Source organism: Adlercreutzia equolifaciens DSM 19450 (genome assembly GCF_000478885.1).
In the GTDB taxonomy this organism is placed as follows: Bacteria; Actinomycetota; Coriobacteriia; order Coriobacteriales; family Eggerthellaceae; genus Adlercreutzia; species Adlercreutzia equolifaciens.
In genome coordinates this window covers 2485196-2503406 of record NC_022567.1, presented here as the reverse complement: position 1 = coordinate 2503406, position 18211 = coordinate 2485196, and the positions used below count along the sequence as shown (strand labels likewise).

Genomic DNA, 18211 nt, shown 5'->3' with positions numbered 1-18211 from the left:
AACTTGTTTACCGTAAGGTGAGCAATGAGCAGCGAGAGCCCCCGCGCGGGGCTCTCCGCCTATAATGGGCGAACCTGATACTCTGTCGATAAAGGAGGCAGTTATGGCCAACAAATTTGGAATGTTCCTCATCGGTGGCGTCGTTGGCGCCGTTGCAGCTCTGCTGGCCGCGCCCCGTTCTGGCGCCGAGACGCGCGCCATGGTGGCTGACAAAGCCGGCGAGTTCGCGGGCAACGCCCAGCAGTGGGGCGATTCCGCCGCCGCCGGGGCCCAGCACATCTACCAGGAAGCGGCCACCAAGGGTGCCGAGGTCGTGAACAACGTGACGGCCCGTGGCCAGGAGATCGCCTCCGAGGCCGCCGCTCGCGGGGCCGATGTGGCCGCCACTATCCAGGAGGCCGCCAGCAACATCTCCCCGACGATCAACGAGAAGGGCGACGAGCTGCGCGACAAGATCGAAGCTGCCCGTCAGCGCATTGCCGATCAGGTGGCCAAGAACGCCGACGCCGACGCCGATGCCGCCGAGACCGTCAAGGACGTCGCCGAGACGGCCAAGGAAGCCGCAAAGGACGCCGCCGCCACGGCCGAGGAAGGCGCCAAGGAGACGGCCGCCGAGGTGAAGGAAGCCGCCGGCGAGGTGGCGAAGGCCGCCGAGGGCAAGAAGGACGAGAAGTAAATCATGGCCAAGCGATACGGCACCACGGGCGAGATCGTTGGAAAGCGCGTGCTTCTCGACAAGAGCACGCCGAAGAAACCTGAGGCGGTAAAGCGGCTCGGGAAGGTGCGCCACTGCGTGTTCCACCCCACCCAGCGCCGCTTTGTCGGCTTCATCGTGAAACGCCCCGACTTGCTGTGGATGTTCCGCCGCAAGGACGTGTTCGTGGCCTACAACGGCTACGACGTGGTGGACGGCCGTATCGTGGTGTCCCAGGCCCCCGAGGCCACGGGCAAGGGCGCCTGCAAGGCCATGGGCGTGAACTACGACGATTGCGTGCTGTGGGCGGGGCTGCCCGTCATGGGCGAGGACGGCACCGTGTACGGCACGGTGGGCGACGTGTCCTTCGACCCGAAGACCGGCGAGGTGCGCTCGCTCACGGTGACCCAGGGGGCCACGGCCAACGCGCTGCTCGGCGTTCGCGAGATCCCCGGGCACCTCATCCGCGGCTTCAAGCGCGGCATCGGCACGGCGCTTTCCGTGAACGGGCAGGACGAGGGGGAAGAGCCGATTTTAGGCGCCATCCTCGTGTCCGACGAGGTGGCCGAGCTTGCCGTCGAGGGTGGCCTGGCCGCGAAGGCCGGCGAGGCCACGGCCGTGGTGGCCGACCGCGCCCGCGAGACCGTGGAGGCTGTGAAACCGGCCGTGTCCACTGCCACCAAGGCTGCGGGCAAAGCTGTGAACAAGGGGGCCTACGCCACGGGCCGCCAGATCAAGCGCGCCAGCGGCATGTTCTCCGCCTTCAAGGAGGAGTACGACAAGGCTCGCAAGGAAGACGACTAGGCCGCGCTGTGGGCGGGCGCTGGGCGCCGACGTTTTGGGCGCCGAGGCGCCGACCTGCGCGCCGCGGGCCTGCGGCTTACGATTTCGTCACTAAGGTAAAGAGTTCCTGAAAGCCGCCCCCGTCGTGGGGCGGCTGCATTAGACTGGAAGCCATGGAAAAGCACCCGAACAACCACCACCATTCCGAACGGCTCGAGAAGCTCGAGGCGAAGGCCCACGAGGAGAAGTCGGTCGCCGGGCATCCGATGCCTGCGGCGGACATCTTCAAGTTCGTGGGGCTCATCGCGTTCTTCGTCATCATGATCGTGGTGGTCGTGCTCATCTGGCCCATGATCCACGAGCTGTTCGAGCCCGGCGGTGTCGACCGCGTCACCTCCGACATCCGCAACGCCGGCCCCTGGGGCTTCCTCATTCTGCTGGCCATCCAGTTCCTTCAGATCGTCGTGGCCTTCATCCCTGGCGAGGTAGTCCAGGTGGCCGCCGGCATGATTTACGGGCCTTGGGTGGGCGCGCTCATCATCTGGCTCGGCTGCATTATCTCGAGCTCGTTCATCTTCGTGCTGGTGCACAAGCTGGGCGCCCCGTTCGTCCAGGCCATGGTGCCCGAGAAGTACATGGGCAAGTTCCGCGATTGGGAGACCTCCGACAAGTTCAACGCCATCGTGTTCATCCTGTTCCTCATCCCAGGGCTGCCTAAGGACGTGTTCACCTACATCACGCCGCTCACGCACATGTCCATGAAGAACTTCGTGCTCATCTCGAACTTCGCCCGTATTCCCGGCATCGTGCTTTCCACCTACGCGGCAGCGGGGCTTGTGTCGGGCAACATCGTGGAATCGGTCATCATCTTCGCCGTGACCGCCGCTGTGGCCATCGTGGCGCTTGTCGTATACGGACGTGTGACCAAAAAGTCGAACGGCTCCGAGAAGTAATCCGTGCCGCGCCGCCTCCGTGCCAGCGCTTGGGCGCAACGAGAGGTTCTGCGCCTACTTTCTTTGTGAAAGAAGGCGCGGTCAGGCTTTGTTTCTGTACAATAAGCGCGTTATTGCAACGACTCTAACGACTCTCTAGGAGGAAACCCATGCCGAAGATCACCCGGGAAGAGGTGCGCGTTCCCGCCGACGTCATGCCCGAGGCCCGTGACGAGTACATCACCAACTACCTGAAGGCCACGCGCGAGACCGGCCGTCTCATGCTGTTCGCCTGCGATCAGAAGATCGAGCACCTGAACAAGGACTTCTACGGCGAGGGCATCGACATCGCCGATCTCGATCCGGAGCATCTGTTCAAGATCGGCTCCGAGGGCGTGTGCGGCGTGCTCGCCGGCCAGCGCGGGCTGGTGGCCCAGTACGCGGCCGACTACCCGGAGATCAACTACCTCATCAAGATGAACTCCAAGACCAACCTCGTCGGCACCAAGCAGGAGGATCCCTACTCCCCGCAGCTGTACGATTTGGACGCCGTGCTGGCCATGAAGGAGGCCGGCGTGAACATCGTGGGCCTTGGCTACACGATCTATCTCGGCTCCGAGTACGAGGCCACCATGATGGCCGAGGCCGGCGAGCTCATCGCCCAGGCCCATGCCAACGGCCTCATCGTCGTGCTGTGGATCTATCCCCGCGGCAAGGCCGTGACCGCCGAGAAGGATCCCGACCTCATCGCCGGTGCCGCCGGCGTGGCCCTCTGCCTTGGCGCCGACTTCGTGAAGGTGAACCCGCCGAAGCCCGAGGACGGCCGCACCCCGGCCGAGGCGCTGAAGGTGGCCTCCACCGCCGCCGGCCGCACGGGCCTCGTGTGCGCGGGTGGCTCCACCGTGGATGCCGAGACCTTCCTCAGCCAGCTGTATGACCAGATTCACGTGGGCGGTGCCGACGGTAACGCCACGGGTCGCAACATTCACCAGCGCTCCCTGGACGAGGCGGTGCGCCTGACCAAGGCCATCTCCGCCATCACCTTGGCCGATTGGGCCGTCGCCGACGCCCTGGCTGTGTTCAACGGCGAGAAGGACTTCACCCTGGCCGACATCTAGTCCGGCCTCGGAGCTTGTTGGCGGCTTCGCGCCCAGAGCGTCCGCCAACCTTGCGTTCGATCCCGTAGGGGCGACCTCGGTCGCCCCTTTTTTGTCGTGCGGCATTGTGCCGCTTGCGGGGGGGGGGGCTGACCAAGGTCAGCCCCTACGGAAATTGCTCCCTACAGATATCGCTTCTTGAGAATACCATGGAAAGAAAGCCACTATGAGCACACTGGACCCATTAGCCTTGAAGGTTACCCGGCCTTACCAGGAGGAAGATCTGCCGGCGATGGCGGAGATATGGAACGAGGTCGTAGAAGCGGGCAATGCCTTCCCGCAGACCGAGCCGATGACGTTGGAAGAGGCGCGGATTTTCTTTGCCGAGCAGTCCCATACGGCCGTGGCTACGGTGGGTGGGCGCATCCGCGGGCTGTACATTCTGCATCCCAACAATATCGGGCGCTGCGGCCACGTTGCAAACGCGAGCTTCGCTGTGGCGGGGGCCAGCCGCGGCGAGGGCATTGGGCGCCTGCTTGTGGAGGACTGCCTGCGCCAAGCGGCCGCATGCGGCTTCCGCGGCCTGCAGTTCAACGCCGTGGTTGCCAGCAACGAACGGGCCCGAGCGCTCTACGAGAGCCTCGGCTTCGCGCGCATCGGCATGATTCCCGGCGGCTTCCGCAACAAAGACGACGTCTACGAGGATATGTACATCTACTATCACCCGACGGAGTAGGTCTTCGACTCAAGCATGCAGAACGGCCCCGTGGGGACGGGGCCGTTGGTCTTCGATGGTGCCCGAGGCGGGATTTGAACCCGCACACCTTTCGGCAACGGTTTTTGAGACCGTCGTGTCTGCCGTTCCACCACTCGGGCTCAGGGGCACCAGTGCAGTATAGCGGAAGGGCTCGCCAACGTCGAGGTGAAATCGGCGATGCTTAGGGAATTCCCCGAACTACGTCACGCCGCTGCGCCAAACCACTACGCCAAGCTGCTACGCCAAACCCGCCCACATCATGATCTTGGGCACGTAGCCCATGATGAAGATGATGATAATGAGCGCGGGCAGCCCGAAGGTGAGCCAGCCGCGGGCCCAGCGCGGGAACTTCATGCCCGTGCCCGCATCGGCCTCGGCAAGGAAGTTGTCCCAGCCCCAGCCTTTGCGCGACACGCAGAACACCACGTACAGCAGACTGCCCAAGGGCAGCAGGTTGTTCGACACGATGAAGTCCTCGATGGATTGAATGTCGCCGATGCCCGGAATAGTGATGCCGGCAAGCACGTTGAAACCCAGGGCACAGGGCAGGCTCAGCACGGTGACGAGCACGGCGGTGCGGGCCAAGGCGCGCTTGCGGTCGAGATCCCATTTCTCCATGGTGAAGGTGATGAGGTTCTCGAAGACGGCGATGATGGTGGAGAGCGCCGCGAAGCTCATGAACACGAAGAACAGCGTGCCCCACAGCTGCCCCAAAGGCATCTGGTTGAACACGTTGGGCAGGGTGACGAACACGAGCGAGGGGCCCTGGTCGGGGGCGACGGCGAAAGCGAAGCAGGCGGGGAAGATGATGAGGCCCGCGAGGATGGCCACGGCGGTGTCCAGGCCGCAGATGCGCAGGGCCTCGCCCGTGAGCGAGTTCTGCTTGCCGATGCGGCTGCCGAAGACCTCCATGGCCGAGATGCCGAGCGACAGCGTGAAGAACGCCTGGCCCATGGCGGCGTACACGGCGTCCCCGAAGCCGGACAGGCCGCCGGCGAACATCTTGCCGAAGTCGGGAACCAGATAGAATTCCAGACCCTCGGCGGCGCCGGGCAGCGTGACGGAGCGCACCACGAGCAGCGCCATGACGCCGAGCAGGGCGATCATCATCACTTTCGTGATACGCTCGACGCCCTTCTGCAGGCCCAAGCTGCAGACGAAGAAGCCGATGACGACGACGGCGAGCATCCAGCCCACCATCTCGGAGGGGTTGGCGAGCATGGTGCCGAAGACGCCGGCGACGCCGTCGGGGTCAAGGCCGTCGAAGGTGCCCGTGGCCATTTTCGCCATGTAGGCGAGCATCCAGCCGCAGACCGTGGTGTAGAACATCATGAGCAGCATGCAACCGATGTAGGCCCACCAGGAGAACCAGTGCCAGCGCCGCGAGGGCTGCAGGATGTCGAAGGCTTGGGCGGCCGAACGCTGGGAGGCGCGGCCGACGGCGAACTCCATGACCATGACGGGCAGACCCAAAATGACGAGGAAGATGAGATACATCAGAATGAAGGCCGCGCCGCCGTACTCGCCGGCGATGTAGGGGAAGCGCCACACGTTGCCCAGGCCGATGGCGCAGCCGGCCGAGATGAGGATGAAGCCGAGGCGGCTGGCGAAGTGCTCGCGGGGCGCGGCGACCGAAGTAGGGGCGTCGGCGTTGTTGCCCGAGGTGCGGACTGGGGAAGCGGAGGGGGTGTCGGTGGTCATGGGAACCTTCCTGGTGCAGGATTCCAGATGCTTTTGCATTGGACTCCCGAGCGTTTTGAATGAAATTGCAGCGTCATTGTAGCGGAAGATAAGTGGAAAGGTCATGGTGGCGCGAGGCTGCTTTGGCAACGGCTCCGTGTCTGGTGGGGGAGGCTGCCGTGCGCGGCGCGGCGGTATCCCATAATGCAGTCATGAACGATGTGCTCACATATCTGCAAACCCAGCTGGCTACTTTCGATGAAGTGCCTTTCAATGCCGTGGATTCGGCGTTGCTCGCGCAGTTCTGCATGGCACGGGGCGAAGGCGTCATGCCCCAGGTGTACCGTGCGCAGGTTTCGGGTGGGGCTGCGTCTCCGAAGGCGCGTGCGGGCCATGGGGCTTTGGGCGAGCTGCGCGGTCTGCTCGGCCGTCTGCGGGGGCGTGTGGGCGAACGTGCAGGTGAACGCGCAGGCCTGCGGGCCGCGAAGGAGGGCGCGGACGTTCGAGCCGACGATCCGCTGGCCGGCCCCCAGGGTCTTGGCGCTGCGGGGACGAAAGCGGCGAGTATGGAGAAGGCCGCGGAGCTTTCTCCGGCGGCGAGGCGGGACCGAGCCGAAATGACCCAGGACGCGACGGCGCCGCTGGATCCCGTGCGGTTCGCCGACCTTATGCGGGCCGAGCTGTTCCCTACGATGTTCTCCGGCATGCACGCGGCGCAGATGAAGCAGCAGCTGTTCTGGATGGCTGCCAGCCCGCGTTTCCGCGATCTGCTCATCTACGATCACGCAGCTGCGTTCGATGAGACACGCGACTTGCAGTTCGCCGCCACGACCTACGTGTGCCCTGGGCACTTCGCTTACGTGGGCTTTCGCGGCACCGATACGACGCTCACGGGGTGGCGCGAGGACTTCAACATGGCCTATCGGGCGCCGGTCGAGGCCCAGGTGCTGGCGGCCCGCTATCTGGCGGCAGTGGCCGCCGATTCGCGTCTTCCCGAGACGCTCCTGGTGGGCGGCCATTCCAAGGGCGGCAACCTGGCCGAGTACGCGGCGCTCACGGCGGCGCCGGAGGTGCAGCAGCGCATCGCGCGCCTCTACAACCACGATGGCCCCGGGTTCAAAGCCGGTTTGTTCGCAGCGACCGACTACGAGCCGCTTGCGGGCCGCATGACCAAGCAGGTGCCGGCCGATTCCATGGTGGGCATCCTCATGGAATCCTTCATGCCCGTGGAGGTGGTGCAGGCCACCGGGCGCGGTTTCGAGCAGCATTCGGTGTTCCGGTGGGTCGTAGAAGGCGCGGACGGCGAGGCGGGTCGAAGCAATGCGGAAGGTGCGCGCGATACGGGCGAGGTGCGGGATGCAGAGACTGCGCGAAACGTGAGCGGGGCGTTGAAGGCCTTCGCCACGCTCCCCGAGCTTCCCGAGCGCACGCAGCGTCGCGCTGAGGCGCTGGATCGCTGGCTCGCCTCGTTAGATGGCAGCGAGCGCGAGGCCATGGTGAACGCGCTGTTCGCCGCTTTGAAGGCGGCCGGCATCACCGATGCCTCCCAACTCTTCGAGGGCGGCCGCGAGTGGGCGATTTTGCGCGACGGCGTGATGGGAGCGCCTGCGGAGGACCGTACGATCATGCTGAACGCCCTGCGCGGCCTCACCCGCGCCTTCAGCGACGTCACCGCCGAGCGCAACAGCGCCCGTCGCGATGCCCAGCGTAAGGCCAAGGCCGAGTGATGCTAAATCCAGTGCACGCGCGTCTCGTCGTAGCGCGTGGGGCCTTTGGGCTCCGGTTTGTGCTCGGGATGGCCCACGGCGATGAGCGCGAAGGGCGTAACGCCGCGCGGGCTTCCCAGGGCCACATCAACGGCGGCCATGCGATCCTTCTCCGGCGCGATGCCGAGCCACACGGCGCCCAGGCCCAGGTTGGCGGCCTCGATGAGGATGTTCTCCACGGAAGCGCTCATGTCGTAGGGGGCATCTTGTGGCGCGCGCAGGCCCTCGGTGCGCTGGCACGCCACAATGACGCAGGGGGCGAGTTTGGCCGGCGTGCCGTAGGGGCTTGAAGCGGCCAGAGCCAGACGCGTGGTCTCGTCCCGCGCGATGTAGAATTCCCAGGGCTGCTGGTTCACGGCGGAGGGGGCGGCCATGGCGGCACGCATCAGCTTCTCGATATCTCGGATGTCCACCGGCTCGTCGGTGTACTGACGGACGCTGCTGCGCAGGTAAATGGCATTCATAGGGCTTGGCCTCGATCCTGAACGTGCGGCGCAAGGCCTCGCGCCAACGGCGAGCCCCAGAGCCTCAAGGGACGAGCGGAAATGGGCATGAGGGTGGGTGCCGCTTCCCGCGATTGCCTTCACCTTAGCAAGCTGGTTTCGTTGCCAGGGTGTGAACCGTTCCTTATTACGGTTCCGCCAACCCGCCGCAATAAAACCGACAAGAAGCCGGTGCCCTACAGGTCGCGCTGGTAGAGGTCCTCGTAGGTCTCGCGGCGAGTGACCACGCGCGATGCGCCGTCGCGCACGAACACCACGGCCGGGCGGGGCTGTCCGTTGTAGTTGCTGGCCATGGTCATGTTGTAGGCGCCGGTGCCGAACACGCACACGATGTCGCCGAGGTCGGCCTTCTGCAGGGGCATGTCGATGACCACGGCGTCGCCGCTCTCGCAGTGCTTGCCGCACAGCGTGACGATTTCCTCGCGGGGTTGCCCGGCTTTGTTGGCGATGGTGGGCTCGTAGTCGGCGTGGTAGAGCGCCGTGCGGATATTGTCGGACATACCGCCGTCGATGGCCACGTACTTGCGGATGCCCGGCAGCGTCTTCAAGATGCCCACGGTGTACAGCGTGACGCCGGCCGGAGCCACAAGCGAGCGGCCCGGCTCCACCAGAAGGCGCGGCAACGGCAGGTTGTGGCTCTCGCACAAATCGCGCACCGCCGAGCAGGTGACCTCGGCGAAGTCGTCGATGGAAGAGGGCTGATGCTCGGCCAAATACGCGATGCCCAAGCCGCCGCCCAAGTCCAGCTCGGTGATCTCGTGGCCGTAGGTGTCGCGGATGCGGGCCATGAACTCCACCATGACCGCCGCCGCCTCGCGGAAGGAGTGCAGCGCGAAGATCTGCGAGCCGATGTGGCAGTGCAGGCCCACCAGGCGCACGTTCTCGGCGGCCAGCACGTCGCCGACGCACTTGAAGGCGAAGTCCTCGCGCATGGTGAAGCCGAACTTCGAGTCCTCGCAACCGGTGCGGATGTACTCGTGGGTGTCGGCCTCCACGCCGGGGGTGATGCGCATGTACACGTCCTGCACCACGCCGAGGCGCCCGGCGATCTCGTTCACGCGGGCCAGCTCGATGCGGGAATCAAGCACGATGCGCCCCACGCCGGCGGAGATGGCCTCTTCCAGCTCGCGGGGCGTCTTGTTGTTGCCGTGGACGAACACGCGCTCCATGGGGAAGTCTACCGAGCGGGCGCAGGCCAGCTCGCCGCCGCCGGACACATCCAGGCACAGCCCCTCGGCCTCGGCGATGCGCACCACTTCCTTGTTCAGGAACGCCTTCGACGCGTAAATGATGTCGGAGTTCTCGTAGCGGCTGCGGAAGGCCTCGCGGTAGGCCTCCATGCGGTGGCGCAGGTCGGCCTCGTCGAACACGTAGAGCGCGGTGCCCTCCTTGCGAGCCAGCTCCACCATGTCGACGCCGCCGATGAACAGGTGGTCGTCGCGCACCTCGGCGGTCTCGGGCAGTACAGCACCCAGCTCCATGGTGGTGCGCATATCGGGCTTCTTCGTCAGGTCTGAGGCGGGCAAGCTCATGGCCGCGTCCTTTCTCGGCGTGTTGCAGCGCCGCGTTGCCGCAGCGCAGGTCTCTCATGGTCTGGCGCCTATGGTAACAAGGCTCTGTTTCAAGCGCTTAAAATCGGCGGCCTTCCGTGTGATAATTGGGAGGGAATGGCGGCGTGCGGCCGAGGTTCCAGCTCCTGTGGTATATTCTCGGCGACAGATAATGTCGAGCGAAATGCTCTACTTTGGAAAGCTCCGAACGAAAGGACGCGAGATGGCGAAGACTGAACCTTCCGTTGATCAGTGGCTGCGCGAGGCTAAGGCCGATCCGGCGGCGGCCCAGTGCGGCATGTTCCTCACCCACAACGGCGTGGTGCGTATCACCCCGAAGGCCCAGGTGCGCGAAGGCGTGGAAGGCTTGGGCGAGGTGGTGGCCGTCGAGTTCTCCTATGATGCGGAGGGTCTGGCCGCCGCCGAGGCCGAGGCGCTCACCTGGCCCGGCGTCTACTATGTGCGCACCTGGCTGAACGAGGGGCGCTGCGAGGTGGGCGATTCGCTCATGTACGTGCTCATCGGCGCCGATATCCGCCCCAACTGCATCGACGCGCTGCAGAAGCTCGTGGGTCACATCAAGAATGAGCTGGTGGTTGAGAAAGAGATCTTCGCGTAGAAGCTGATGGTGGAGCGGGGAGAGGGCGGTTTCCCAGCCCGCTGCGCGCTTTATCCCCTTCCGAACGCGGCAAAAGAAACAGCGAAAGGAACGCACATAAGTCGGTATTATCCCGACATCGTTGCTGCTGACGTGGAAGCTGTTTCTTAACGGCCGCGTTCTCCAGGGGGCGCGCAGAGGTCTGGGAAACCGCCCTCTCCCCGCTCTGATGCACGACTTCCTTCGCGGTGCTTGTATAATCGTCCGATCATAGAGAACTTTCGCGCTCGGGAGAGGACGTAACATGGCAGTGAAAATCGGCTTGGTGGGCACCGGCACCGTCGGCGGTGGGTGCATCGACATCATCCAGAAGCACAAGGACGACTTTTTGCGCCACTTCGGTGTGGATATCGAGCTGGCGCGCGTGTGCTCGCTGTCGCCGTCCGAGGCCGAGGCCCACGGGGTCGGCCACCTGTTCACCGACAACTTCAACAACATCATCAACGATCCCGAGATCGATATCGTGGTGGAGCTCATCGGGGGCACCACCATCGCCCGCACGGTCGTACTGAACGCGCTCGCCGCCGGCAAGAACGTGGTTACGGCCAACAAGGCACTCATGGCCACCCACGGCAAGGAGGTTATGGAAGCCGCCGAGGCTGCTGGCAAGGAACTGGCCTTCGAAGCGTCCGTGGGCGGCGGCATCCCCATCATCGATCCGCTGAAGCACTCGCTCATCGCCAACGAGATCACCTCGGTCATGGGCATTGTGAACGGCACCACCAACTACATGCTCACCCGCATGGCCGACAACGGCCTGTCCTACGAGGACGCCCTGCACGAGGCGCAGCAGAAGGGCTTCGCCGAGGCCGATCCCACGGCGGACGTGGGCGGCTTCGACGCGGCGGCGAAGATCGCCATCTTGGCTTCCATCGCCTTCAACTCGCGTGTGACCTTGGACGATGTCTTTACCGACGGCATCACGAATATCTCGCCGGTGGATATCGAGGCTGCTCGCGACATGGGCTACGTCATCAAGCTTCTGGCCATCGCCCATCGCCGCGAGGATGGGGTCGATGTGCGCGTGCATCCCACCATGATCCCGACGAACCATCAGCTGGCCACCGTAAACGGCGTGTTCAACGCCATTTACGTGGTGGGCGACTTTGTGGGCGAGACCATGTTCTTCGGCGAGGGCGCCGGCGCGGGTGCCGCGGCTAGCGCCGTCATGGGCGACGTGTTGGAAGTTGCGCGCCACATTCAGCAGGGCGTGGCTCCCATTGTGGGCTGCACCTGCACCGACGACCTGCCCATCCTGCCCATGGACGAGCTGGTCATGCGCTATTACCTGCGTTTCTCGGTGACCGACCGTCCGGGCGTTCTGGAAACCATGGCCGGCGTGTTCGCGCGCCACAACATCTCGGTGAAGTCTATCGTGCAGCGCGGCCGTTCCGGTGCCGAGCGCGTCGACCAGGTAGTGGTCACCCACCGCTGCCGCGAGCGCGACATCCGCGAGGCTCTGGAAGAGGCCCTGGCCCTGGACAACGTGGTGCTGGACACGCCTTCCGTCATCCGCGTGGAGGAATAAGTGATCGGCATCATTTTCGATTGCGATGGAACGCTGGTGGATTCCATGGGAGCGTGGCATGAGGTGGATCGCACCCTGGCGGCCGAGGCCGGCATCACGCTGACCGAGGCCGACGCCGAAGCCATCACCACCATGTCGCTGACCGAGGCCAGCGCCTATTTACATGAGCAATGCGGTCTCGGCGAGAGCAACGAGGCGGTGCTCGAGATGATCTTCGACCGCATGCGCGCCTTCTACGCCAACGAAGTGGAGGCTCGTCCGGGCGCGCTGGCCTTCGTGCAGGCCCTGCACGAGCGCGGCGTGCCTATGGCGGTAGCCTCCTCCACGCCGGCCGATATGCTGGCCACGTGCGTGGAACGCTGTGGGTTCGCCCCCTACATGAAGACCGTCGTGTCTGTGGACGACCTGCAGACGAGCAAACGCGAACCGGCTGTTTACGACCACGCCCGCAGCTTCCTCGGCACTGATCGCGCCCACACCTGGGCTTTCGAAGATGCCGCCTACGCCCTGGACACCCTGCGCGCGGCCGGCTACCGCACTGGCGCCATCTACGACAACGACATCTCCGGCACCCGCGACCAGCTCTTCGAGCGCGCCGACTTCCTCATCGCCTCATGGGAGGATCTCGACCCCGACATCTTTCTCGCCAAGGCCGGCGCTTAAACGACAAAACCGTAAGATACGCGCAACGGCAGCGTAAGTGGATGCTGCCATGATGGAACCATCGAAATTGGGGGATGCGGAACCGCCGAAAAGCGTAACGGGGCACTGCCCGTAGCCCGCGTCCCGCCCGAGCGAAAGGAGCCTATCATGATCACCACGCTCTGCGCCGCCGCCCTGCTCGCCGTCGCCGTCTTCGTCCTCGCTGGCTGCATTGCCACCGCGGCCCTATAAAACGGTTCACCTTTCGGCCCACGGCGAACCTCGCGCGTCGGAGGATGGTCCCTCTGACGCGCGAGTCCGTCTTACGTGGAGCGGAGACGTGAGCGTGAGAAAGCTCTTTCTAGAGGCCGAATTCCTCGAATCGCGCACGGCGAGCGGCAGCATCGGTTGCAACGAGTGCTACCTCTTCCGAGCGACCCGATTCGATCAGCGCCGTCACCAACGCGCCAAGACGCGCTTCTCCCTCTTCAAGGCCTTCAGCCCGTCCCTCGCTTTCCGTTGTCTCGACGGCGATGTGCTCTAGTTTCTCGAGATCTTCCTGAAGCATGCGCCTTTGCTCCTCAAGCACGCGCTGTTGCTCCTCAAGCGTGCGCCTTTGCTCCTCGACCATGCGCCTTCGGGCCTCGAGGTCTTCCCGGTCTTCCTTGAGCATGCGTCTTAGAGTCTCGAGGTCTTCCCGGTCTTCCTCGAGCATGCGTCTTAGAGTCTCGAGGTCTTCCCGGTCTTCCTCGAGCATGCGTCTCTGGATCTCCATGTCTTCCTCGAATGTCAGCAAGGCCATCTTCTCCTTTCTCCACGCTTCGTCGCCGTTCGCTGCCCTTACGGCGGCGGCTAGTTTCGTGGCGAACCGATCGTCGCCCGCTTCTCCGGTAGCAATATAGTGTAGCAGGTTTCGCAGGCGTCCCGGAGGGAGCCTGTCCCAGGCAGAGGCACCCAAGACGACCCAGGTGAACCCATGGTCCGTTTCCACGCTCGTATTCTCCTGGCACTTTACGTTTAGCGTGTATACCGGCAGCCCCGCATTGAAGGGATCGTGCAGGCAGATGAAAACGATGTAGCAGGGAGGGAGGTTTCCGTAGTGCTCGCCACGGCGTAGTGCCAAGGTGTCCATGGCGCCCTGGTAGAAGCGCAAACGGCGACCGAGTTTAGTCCGCTTGACTGTTTGCATCTCGATATTGTAAACCTCGTTCTCGGTTTTTACGTAGGCGTCGAGACGCACGCCGTGGTTGGTGAGCGTCGGACGGATATCGTTCTCGGCGATGATGTACTCAATGTTCGACACCGGTGCATCGAGGACTACTTCAAGCAGCTCGCGGCAAAGCTCCTCGTTCGTCATCAGAAGATCGAACATGGGCCAATCACTGAACTCGAGTTCGTTTTCCTTCATGGGCTTCTCCTCAAATCGATGGAAGGGGGAGGGCCACTTTATTCGATCACAACCGCATAAATGACGCGGGAAGGTCTCGTTTTGTTCCTCGCGCCGACCGCACTTGCGTCGCAAGACCAGTTCAGTGTCCCTTTGTTAAACATCGTTGCTTGTGTCCTCGGCGTCGTACTGCTACGGTGAAGCGGTGAGAACGTTTCCGAGAAGGGCCGGCGCCATGTTGAAGGACACCATCAAGAAGCTGCGCATCCAGCAGGGATTGAGCCAGGACGAGCTGGCCGAGTGCGTCCACGTGGTGCGCCAGACCGTCTCGAAGTGGGAGCGTGGCACCTCGGTTCCCGACGCCGATTCGCTTGTGGCCCTGGCCCGCGCCCTCGGAGTGAGCGCCGCTGAACTGCTGGGGGAGAGTGCGATGGCGGAGAAAGAGCCCCGCGATCTTGCGTGGGAGACCTCTCTTCTGGACGAGCGCGTTACCAGCGAGTCGCAACGGCTCGATCGCCTCGTGCGCTCCCTCAAATGGGCGCTCATCGGCGCGGCGGCTATGGCGCTGGCCTTCGGACTTTTCGTCTGGCTGCCAAACCAGCAGTTCTCATATGTGATATGGTGGGACAGCGTGGCTGACGATCCAGATTACAATAAGATTGTCTATCGCCTCAATGGCGAGGAGAAATCATTGCGGCTTCTCCTGGATCCCGAGGATCATGGGCGCGTTATCGGTTGCGCTGGGGAGCCAGGCATGGCTGAGGCCATGGACGCAGCGGAGCTGCTCAACGAGCCGGGAAGCCTAGATACGCTTTCTGAGCGAGCGAATCAAGCCATAGAGGCGATGGGAGGCACCGTGCTTCGTCACGAGCTCTGGCTTGCCGCCGCTAGTCGCGAAGACGATGACCCCCTCAATGACGATATGCCTTATTCGGTTAGCTTTTATGCTGATTCTGCCGATCAAGATGTTCCATGGTGATCGCTCGGGATTGAAGGCGGGGCATTTCGCAAGCGATGGCGCTTCAACGAAATCTCCGATATGCGACGTCAACGCCTGGCTGAAAGAGTGGTTCACACAGTAGTGCAGAAAAGTATTCCTCACTCGGAATACTTTTCGTCGCAGAGAGTGCATTCAGGCGCCGCTACTTGTCGCCGAAGGTGAAGATGCCGATTTGGGTGGTGCCGTCCTCGGTGTAGACGGGGATGACCTCCGGGCAGTCCTCGGCGTCGAACTGCTCCCAGTAGGCGTAGCCGTCGAGGCCGGAGTCGGCCACAATGCCCACCAGGTCGGGAACAGAGCCCCGCTCGGCGTCGAGGTACGTGCCGAGCGTCTGCCCGTTCTCGTTCACGGCAAGCTCGGGCGGCAGGGAGCGTGGCTTGATGGGGTTGCACCACAGCTGCCCCGAGACGCCTGCAATGATCACTTTCCCGCATGAGCGGAGGCCAAGTTTAAGGGAGGAAGAAGCAACTCTGGTTTGAAGGGAGGAGGTGCCTCCGGCGTTTTTTGCCCAGCCGCTTGAAGCAACGATGTTGAGGTTTGATTCCTTGATTACGTATGCGCAAGCTTGCATGGTCTTTGCTGCGACAGACTTGCTTGCGTTGATTCTGACATAGGCCTGCGGGGTTGCCCCAAGCTCATAGCCTGATGCATAGGTGTAGGTGATCCCGCCCACTGTTTTCTTAAGGGATGTGCCCCATGTAGGTGCTGCGTAGGCAGAGATCGAATCGAACGCTAAGCTGATGCCGGCAATACATGCGATGCCGATAAAAGAACGGCGGGTGATGGTTGGTGCAGATTGGGAAATGGCAGATAAGTTCACTGGGGCTCTTTTCTTTCGAGGTTGAAATAAGATGAAGGGATGCCTTGCTTAGCGTAAAGGCTGGCGGTGACAGCCTCTCGTGTGGGACGATCGTCGAAGTTTAAGATGTATACGAAGCGCTCGCCTGCGTCTGTTTCGACTATGATCTCGCAGTCGCGAAGGCGTTCGATTAACTCAACCGCTTCGGTGGGATCCCACCACCAACCGTCGGGTACGGTTCGGCCTTCTTCCATCTCTGTGTAGGTAATGTCAGTGAGATAGGAGGCGAACAGCCAGATCTTACCGTGATTAGTTGTGACACTCATAGGGCCATTGCCCTGCTTGAGGTATTCGTCGGATTCGGTAGGAGAAAAGATAACGTCGTGCGAGTTTTGCACGGTCAGGGTAATGTGCTCGGGCAGGTTTCCTGGCAGGCAGAGCAACGTGGGCGTTATGGCGTAAACGCCTCTTGTGGGGAGGGTGTATAGAGCCAGCATATTAAAGTCGAACTGCACGCGCTGATAGGGATAAAGAGGGGACGAGGCTGTTGCCATGCTGCGCTCTTCGTCGACGGCGGGAGAGATTCCGGCGATAGCGACCGCCGCGAGACCGACGGTGAGGACGACGCATGCGGCCGCTTTGAAGGGGACGCCCAGCACGCGGGAGCGCTTGCGGCGGTTAGGCGACTTCAGCGCAGGGATGGCCGTCTTCGTCGTCGTTGGGGCGGGAAATGCTTGTTTGTTGGTGGTGGCTGCTGCGCATGCCCGGTCTTGCTCTCGTTCCTCCAAGGAGCGTATGACCCGAAGGGTTCGCTCTCTCGTTTCGTCGTCCAGCTTCAGCGACTGCGCTTGCTTTCGATAGGTCTCGAATCGTCTTCTGGCGGGCCATCTCATATTGTTCGTCCTCCTTCCGCTGGTTGCGTTCGGCATCGATCATCTTCCTTAGGCTCTTTTTGGCGCGACTCAACTGAGCACGTATGTTGGCAGGCGATTTTTCCATAATGCCGGCGATCTCGGCAATGGATAAATCTTCCGCGTAGTGCAAGAACGCGGCCGTGCGTTGCGCGACAGGCAGCTGCGCCACATGCCGCCAAAGGTAGTCGTCTTTGTCAATGGGAATTGAGCTCTCGCTCAATTGGGCCTTGTCGGCCATCAGCTTCTCGAGGGCGTCCGGTGCGGTGGGGTCGACCAACTCGATAGCCACGTTCTTTTGGCGGCGAAGCGCATCCCGGCAGGCATTGCGTGTCACGGTGACGAGCCAATTGCGCAGATGCCTGTCGTCGGCGAACTCCTTGTCGCTCTGGTACAGCTTGACGAATGTCTCCTGAGTGATGTCCCGAGCCGACTCAAGAGAGTTCAGCATACTGCAGGCGGTGCGGAACACGAGGTCCTGGTAGGCGTTCATGGCCTCCTCTACGAAGTGGCTGCTTTTCAATTACTCACCTCCTTCAGGTGTTTTGGCCGTCCCGATCTTGCAGACGCGAGCTTCTTCTTTGCGCGTGCCTTACTATCAATTACGTTTGAGACCATTGAAACGCAACCAGAATCGCAAATACACCGAAAATAGTCATGGATTAACGACGGAAGACATTTTCTGAAATATATTTTTGCATTCTCGTTGCGCTTTCGTCTTCTCAAACGTTTATAAGGACGAGAGGAAAATTTTCCCGGAGTTCAGTCTCGGCCGGTGACGACCGGCTGGGGCGACGCTTAGAGAAGGTAGAGGAATGAAGCTTTGTATCCTGAATAAGCTCGGTATAATGTCTGTCATTGCATTAGCCTTAACACTCGTGGCTGCCTCTGCGGCATTTGCAGACGAAAGTTCAACCAATATAGGAGATGCATCGTCCTTCCAGGACGATGCTGCTTTGTGGGCGATGGTTGATGACAAGGCCAAGAAAGACGGTGCTGTGTGTGAAGAAACGCTGGTGTCTGGAACGGATGCTCAGCCATATGCGACAGCTGCGAAACGGCCGGCGAAATACCCCATTGCCAAAGGATTCATTTTGGTGACTAAAGATAAGTACAAGGGAGTTGTTCCTTCTGGTCATGCCGGTATTATATACAGCGAAAGCACTGTGATTGAGGCAATGCCGGAGGGTGTAGTGCGAAAGTCTAATAATTGGTATTCTCGCTATAAGACCTGCTATGGTGCTTACGTAAAGAATATCTCACAGGCCCAAAAGGATAAGGCAGCGAATTGGGCGAAAGGGCAAATGGGCAAGCCATATAATTACGACTTCTATAACCCCAACACTAGGAAAGCGTTTTACTGTTCACAGCTTGTCTGGGCGGCATATAAGGATACTCTCGGCATCAATCTCGAGAATGCTGCGCTATGCGGAAACGCGATTCATCCCTCTGAGCTGCTTATGTCAAGCAGAGTGAGCGTGTTTTACATGCAGCAGTAGTCTATTACTTGTGGGCGGAGGTGGC

Annotated in this window: 18 protein-coding genes and 1 tRNA gene; 11 read left to right on the top strand and 8 right to left on the bottom strand. The window is 62.2% G+C overall.

Features of this window, described 5'->3' with window-relative positions; translation table 11 throughout:
- Window positions 1-103: 103 nt before the first annotated feature.
- From AEQU_RS10110 to AEQU_RS10090, 5 genes are all read left to right on the top strand, one after another.
- A complete protein-coding gene (locus AEQU_RS10110; protein WP_022741095.1) occupies window positions 104-676 on the top strand; it encodes a YtxH domain-containing protein in 573 nt (190 codons plus the stop codon).
- 3 nt (window positions 677-679) lie between these two features.
- Window positions 680-1498 (top strand): PRC-barrel domain-containing protein, encoded by an 819-nt coding sequence (locus AEQU_RS10105; RefSeq protein ID WP_022741091.1) that lies wholly within the window; start codon window positions 680-682, stop codon window positions 1496-1498.
- 152 nt (window positions 1499-1650) lie between these two features.
- Window positions 1651-2430: a TVP38/TMEM64 family protein gene (locus tag AEQU_RS10100; protein WP_022741087.1), complete on the top strand. Its 780-nt coding sequence runs from the start codon at window positions 1651-1653 to the stop codon at window positions 2428-2430.
- Window positions 2431-2579: 149 nt separating this feature from the next.
- On the top strand, window positions 2580-3527 hold the full coding sequence (locus AEQU_RS10095; RefSeq protein WP_022741084.1) for a beta/alpha barrel domain-containing protein: 948 nt from the start codon (window positions 2580-2582) through the stop codon (window positions 3525-3527).
- Window positions 3528-3732: 205 nt separating this feature from the next.
- Entirely contained in the window at window positions 3733-4242 is a 510-nt protein-coding gene (locus AEQU_RS10090; RefSeq protein WP_084280685.1) for a GNAT family N-acetyltransferase, read from the top strand.
- A gap of 56 nt (window positions 4243-4298) precedes the next feature.
- Here the strand turns inward: AEQU_RS10090 and AEQU_RS10085 are convergent.
- Window positions 4299-4382 (bottom strand) — tRNA-Leu (locus tag AEQU_RS10085).
- A gap of 118 nt (window positions 4383-4500) precedes the next feature.
- Window positions 4501-5964 (bottom strand): sodium-dependent transporter, encoded by a 1464-nt coding sequence (locus AEQU_RS10080; RefSeq protein ID WP_022741080.1) that lies wholly within the window; start codon window positions 5962-5964, stop codon window positions 4501-4503.
- Between the two features lie 92 nt (window positions 5965-6056).
- Here AEQU_RS10080 and AEQU_RS12000 point away from each other — a divergent pair, with 92 nt between their 5' ends.
- Complete coding sequence (locus tag AEQU_RS12000) at window positions 6057-7670, top strand: Mbeg1-like protein (protein WP_144079491.1); 1614 nt, start codon at window positions 6057-6059, stop codon at window positions 7668-7670.
- A gap of 2 nt (window positions 7671-7672) precedes the next feature.
- On the opposite strand, the gene AEQU_RS10070 is transcribed toward AEQU_RS12000, so the two are convergent.
- Complete coding sequence (locus tag AEQU_RS10070; protein ID WP_022741069.1) at window positions 7673-8173, bottom strand: nitroreductase family protein; 501 nt, start codon at window positions 8171-8173, stop codon at window positions 7673-7675.
- Window positions 8174-8388: 215 nt separating this feature from the next.
- Window positions 8389-9744: a diaminopimelate decarboxylase gene (gene lysA / locus AEQU_RS10065; RefSeq protein WP_022741063.1), complete on the bottom strand. Its 1356-nt coding sequence runs from the start codon at window positions 9742-9744 to the stop codon at window positions 8389-8391.
- A 241-nt stretch (window positions 9745-9985) separates the two neighbouring features.
- Here lysA and AEQU_RS10060 point away from each other — a divergent pair, with 241 nt between their 5' ends.
- The 3 genes from AEQU_RS10060 (at window position 9986) to AEQU_RS10050 (ending at window position 12611) form a co-directional block, all read left to right on the top strand.
- Window positions 9986-10381 (top strand): molybdenum cofactor biosynthesis protein MoaE, encoded by a 396-nt coding sequence (locus AEQU_RS10060; RefSeq protein ID WP_022741059.1) that lies wholly within the window; start codon window positions 9986-9988, stop codon window positions 10379-10381.
- Between the two features lie 283 nt (window positions 10382-10664).
- Window positions 10665-11948, top strand: a complete 1284-nt coding sequence (locus AEQU_RS10055) for a homoserine dehydrogenase (protein WP_022741052.1) — start codon at window positions 10665-10667, stop codon at window positions 11946-11948.
- The gene (locus AEQU_RS10050) at window positions 11949-12611 is read left to right on the top strand and encodes an HAD family hydrolase (protein WP_022741049.1); all 663 of its coding nucleotides are present in this window, start codon (window positions 11949-11951) and stop codon (window positions 12609-12611) included.
- Between the two features lie 340 nt (window positions 12612-12951).
- Here the strand turns inward: AEQU_RS10050 and AEQU_RS11995 are convergent, their stop codons facing one another.
- Complete coding sequence (locus AEQU_RS11995; RefSeq protein ID WP_022741046.1) at window positions 12952-13998, bottom strand: PD-(D/E)XK nuclease family transposase; 1047 nt, start codon at window positions 13996-13998, stop codon at window positions 12952-12954.
- 214 nt (window positions 13999-14212) lie between these two features.
- Between AEQU_RS11995 and AEQU_RS11990 the strand changes: the two genes are divergently transcribed.
- Window positions 14213-14956, top strand: coding sequence for a helix-turn-helix transcriptional regulator (locus AEQU_RS11990; protein WP_022741043.1), 744 nt, complete (start codon window positions 14213-14215; stop codon window positions 14954-14956).
- 163 nt (window positions 14957-15119) lie between these two features.
- Here AEQU_RS11990 and AEQU_RS10035 read toward each other — a convergent pair whose 3' ends face one another.
- The 3 genes from AEQU_RS10035 to AEQU_RS10025 all read right to left on the bottom strand — a co-directional run bounded on the left by AEQU_RS10035 (window position 15120) and on the right by AEQU_RS10025 (window position 17180).
- On the bottom strand, window positions 15120-15401 hold the full coding sequence (locus AEQU_RS10035) for a hypothetical protein (RefSeq protein ID WP_022741040.1): 282 nt from the start codon (window positions 15399-15401) through the stop codon (window positions 15120-15122).
- 392 nt (window positions 15402-15793) lie between these two features.
- Window positions 15794-16330 (bottom strand): hypothetical protein, encoded by a 537-nt coding sequence (locus AEQU_RS10030; protein ID WP_144079490.1) that lies wholly within the window; start codon window positions 16328-16330, stop codon window positions 15794-15796.
- 124 nt (window positions 16331-16454) lie between these two features.
- Window positions 16455-17180 (bottom strand): RNA polymerase sigma factor, encoded by a 726-nt coding sequence (locus AEQU_RS10025; protein ID WP_144079489.1) that lies wholly within the window; start codon window positions 17178-17180, stop codon window positions 16455-16457.
- A gap of 322 nt (window positions 17181-17502) precedes the next feature.
- Here AEQU_RS10025 and AEQU_RS11985 point away from each other — a divergent pair, with 322 nt between their 5' ends.
- Window positions 17503-18186: a YiiX/YebB-like N1pC/P60 family cysteine hydrolase gene (locus tag AEQU_RS11985; RefSeq protein WP_022741028.1), complete on the top strand. Its 684-nt coding sequence runs from the start codon at window positions 17503-17505 to the stop codon at window positions 18184-18186.
- Window positions 18187-18211: the final 25 nt, after the last annotated feature.

Coding starts and splice junctions, on each gene's coding strand:
- AEQU_RS10080 (WP_022741080.1), bottom strand. CDS start 5,964: ATGACCACCGACACCCCCTCCGCTTCCCCAGTCCGCACCTCGGGCAAC.
- AEQU_RS10095 (WP_022741084.1), top strand. CDS start 2,580: ATGCCGAAGATCACCCGGGAAGAGGTGCGCGTTCCCGCCGACGTCATG.
- AEQU_RS10070 (WP_022741069.1), bottom strand. CDS start 8,173: ATGAATGCCATTTACCTGCGCAGCAGCGTCCGTCAGTACACCGACGAG.
- AEQU_RS10060 (WP_022741059.1), top strand. CDS start 9,986: ATGGCGAAGACTGAACCTTCCGTTGATCAGTGGCTGCGCGAGGCTAAG.
- AEQU_RS10100 (WP_022741087.1), top strand. CDS start 1,651: ATGGAAAAGCACCCGAACAACCACCACCATTCCGAACGGCTCGAGAAG.
- AEQU_RS10055 (WP_022741052.1), top strand. CDS start 10,665: ATGGCAGTGAAAATCGGCTTGGTGGGCACCGGCACCGTCGGCGGTGGG.
- AEQU_RS11990 (WP_022741043.1), top strand. CDS start 14,213: ATGTTGAAGGACACCATCAAGAAGCTGCGCATCCAGCAGGGATTGAGC.
- AEQU_RS11985 (WP_022741028.1), top strand. CDS start 17,503: ATGAAGCTTTGTATCCTGAATAAGCTCGGTATAATGTCTGTCATTGCA.
- lysA (WP_022741063.1), bottom strand. CDS start 9,744: ATGAGCTTGCCCGCCTCAGACCTGACGAAGAAGCCCGATATGCGCACC.
- AEQU_RS10025 (WP_144079489.1), bottom strand. CDS start 17,180: ATGAACGCCTACCAGGACCTCGTGTTCCGCACCGCCTGCAGTATGCTG.
- AEQU_RS11995 (WP_022741046.1), bottom strand. CDS start 13,998: ATGAAGGAAAACGAACTCGAGTTCAGTGATTGGCCCATGTTCGATCTT.
- AEQU_RS10090 (WP_084280685.1), top strand. CDS start 3,733: ATGAGCACACTGGACCCATTAGCCTTGAAGGTTACCCGGCCTTACCAG.
- AEQU_RS10105 (WP_022741091.1), top strand. CDS start 680: ATGGCCAAGCGATACGGCACCACGGGCGAGATCGTTGGAAAGCGCGTG.
- AEQU_RS10110 (WP_022741095.1), top strand. CDS start 104: ATGGCCAACAAATTTGGAATGTTCCTCATCGGTGGCGTCGTTGGCGCC.
- AEQU_RS10030 (WP_144079490.1), bottom strand. CDS start 16,330: ATGGCAACAGCCTCGTCCCCTCTTTATCCCTATCAGCGCGTGCAGTTC.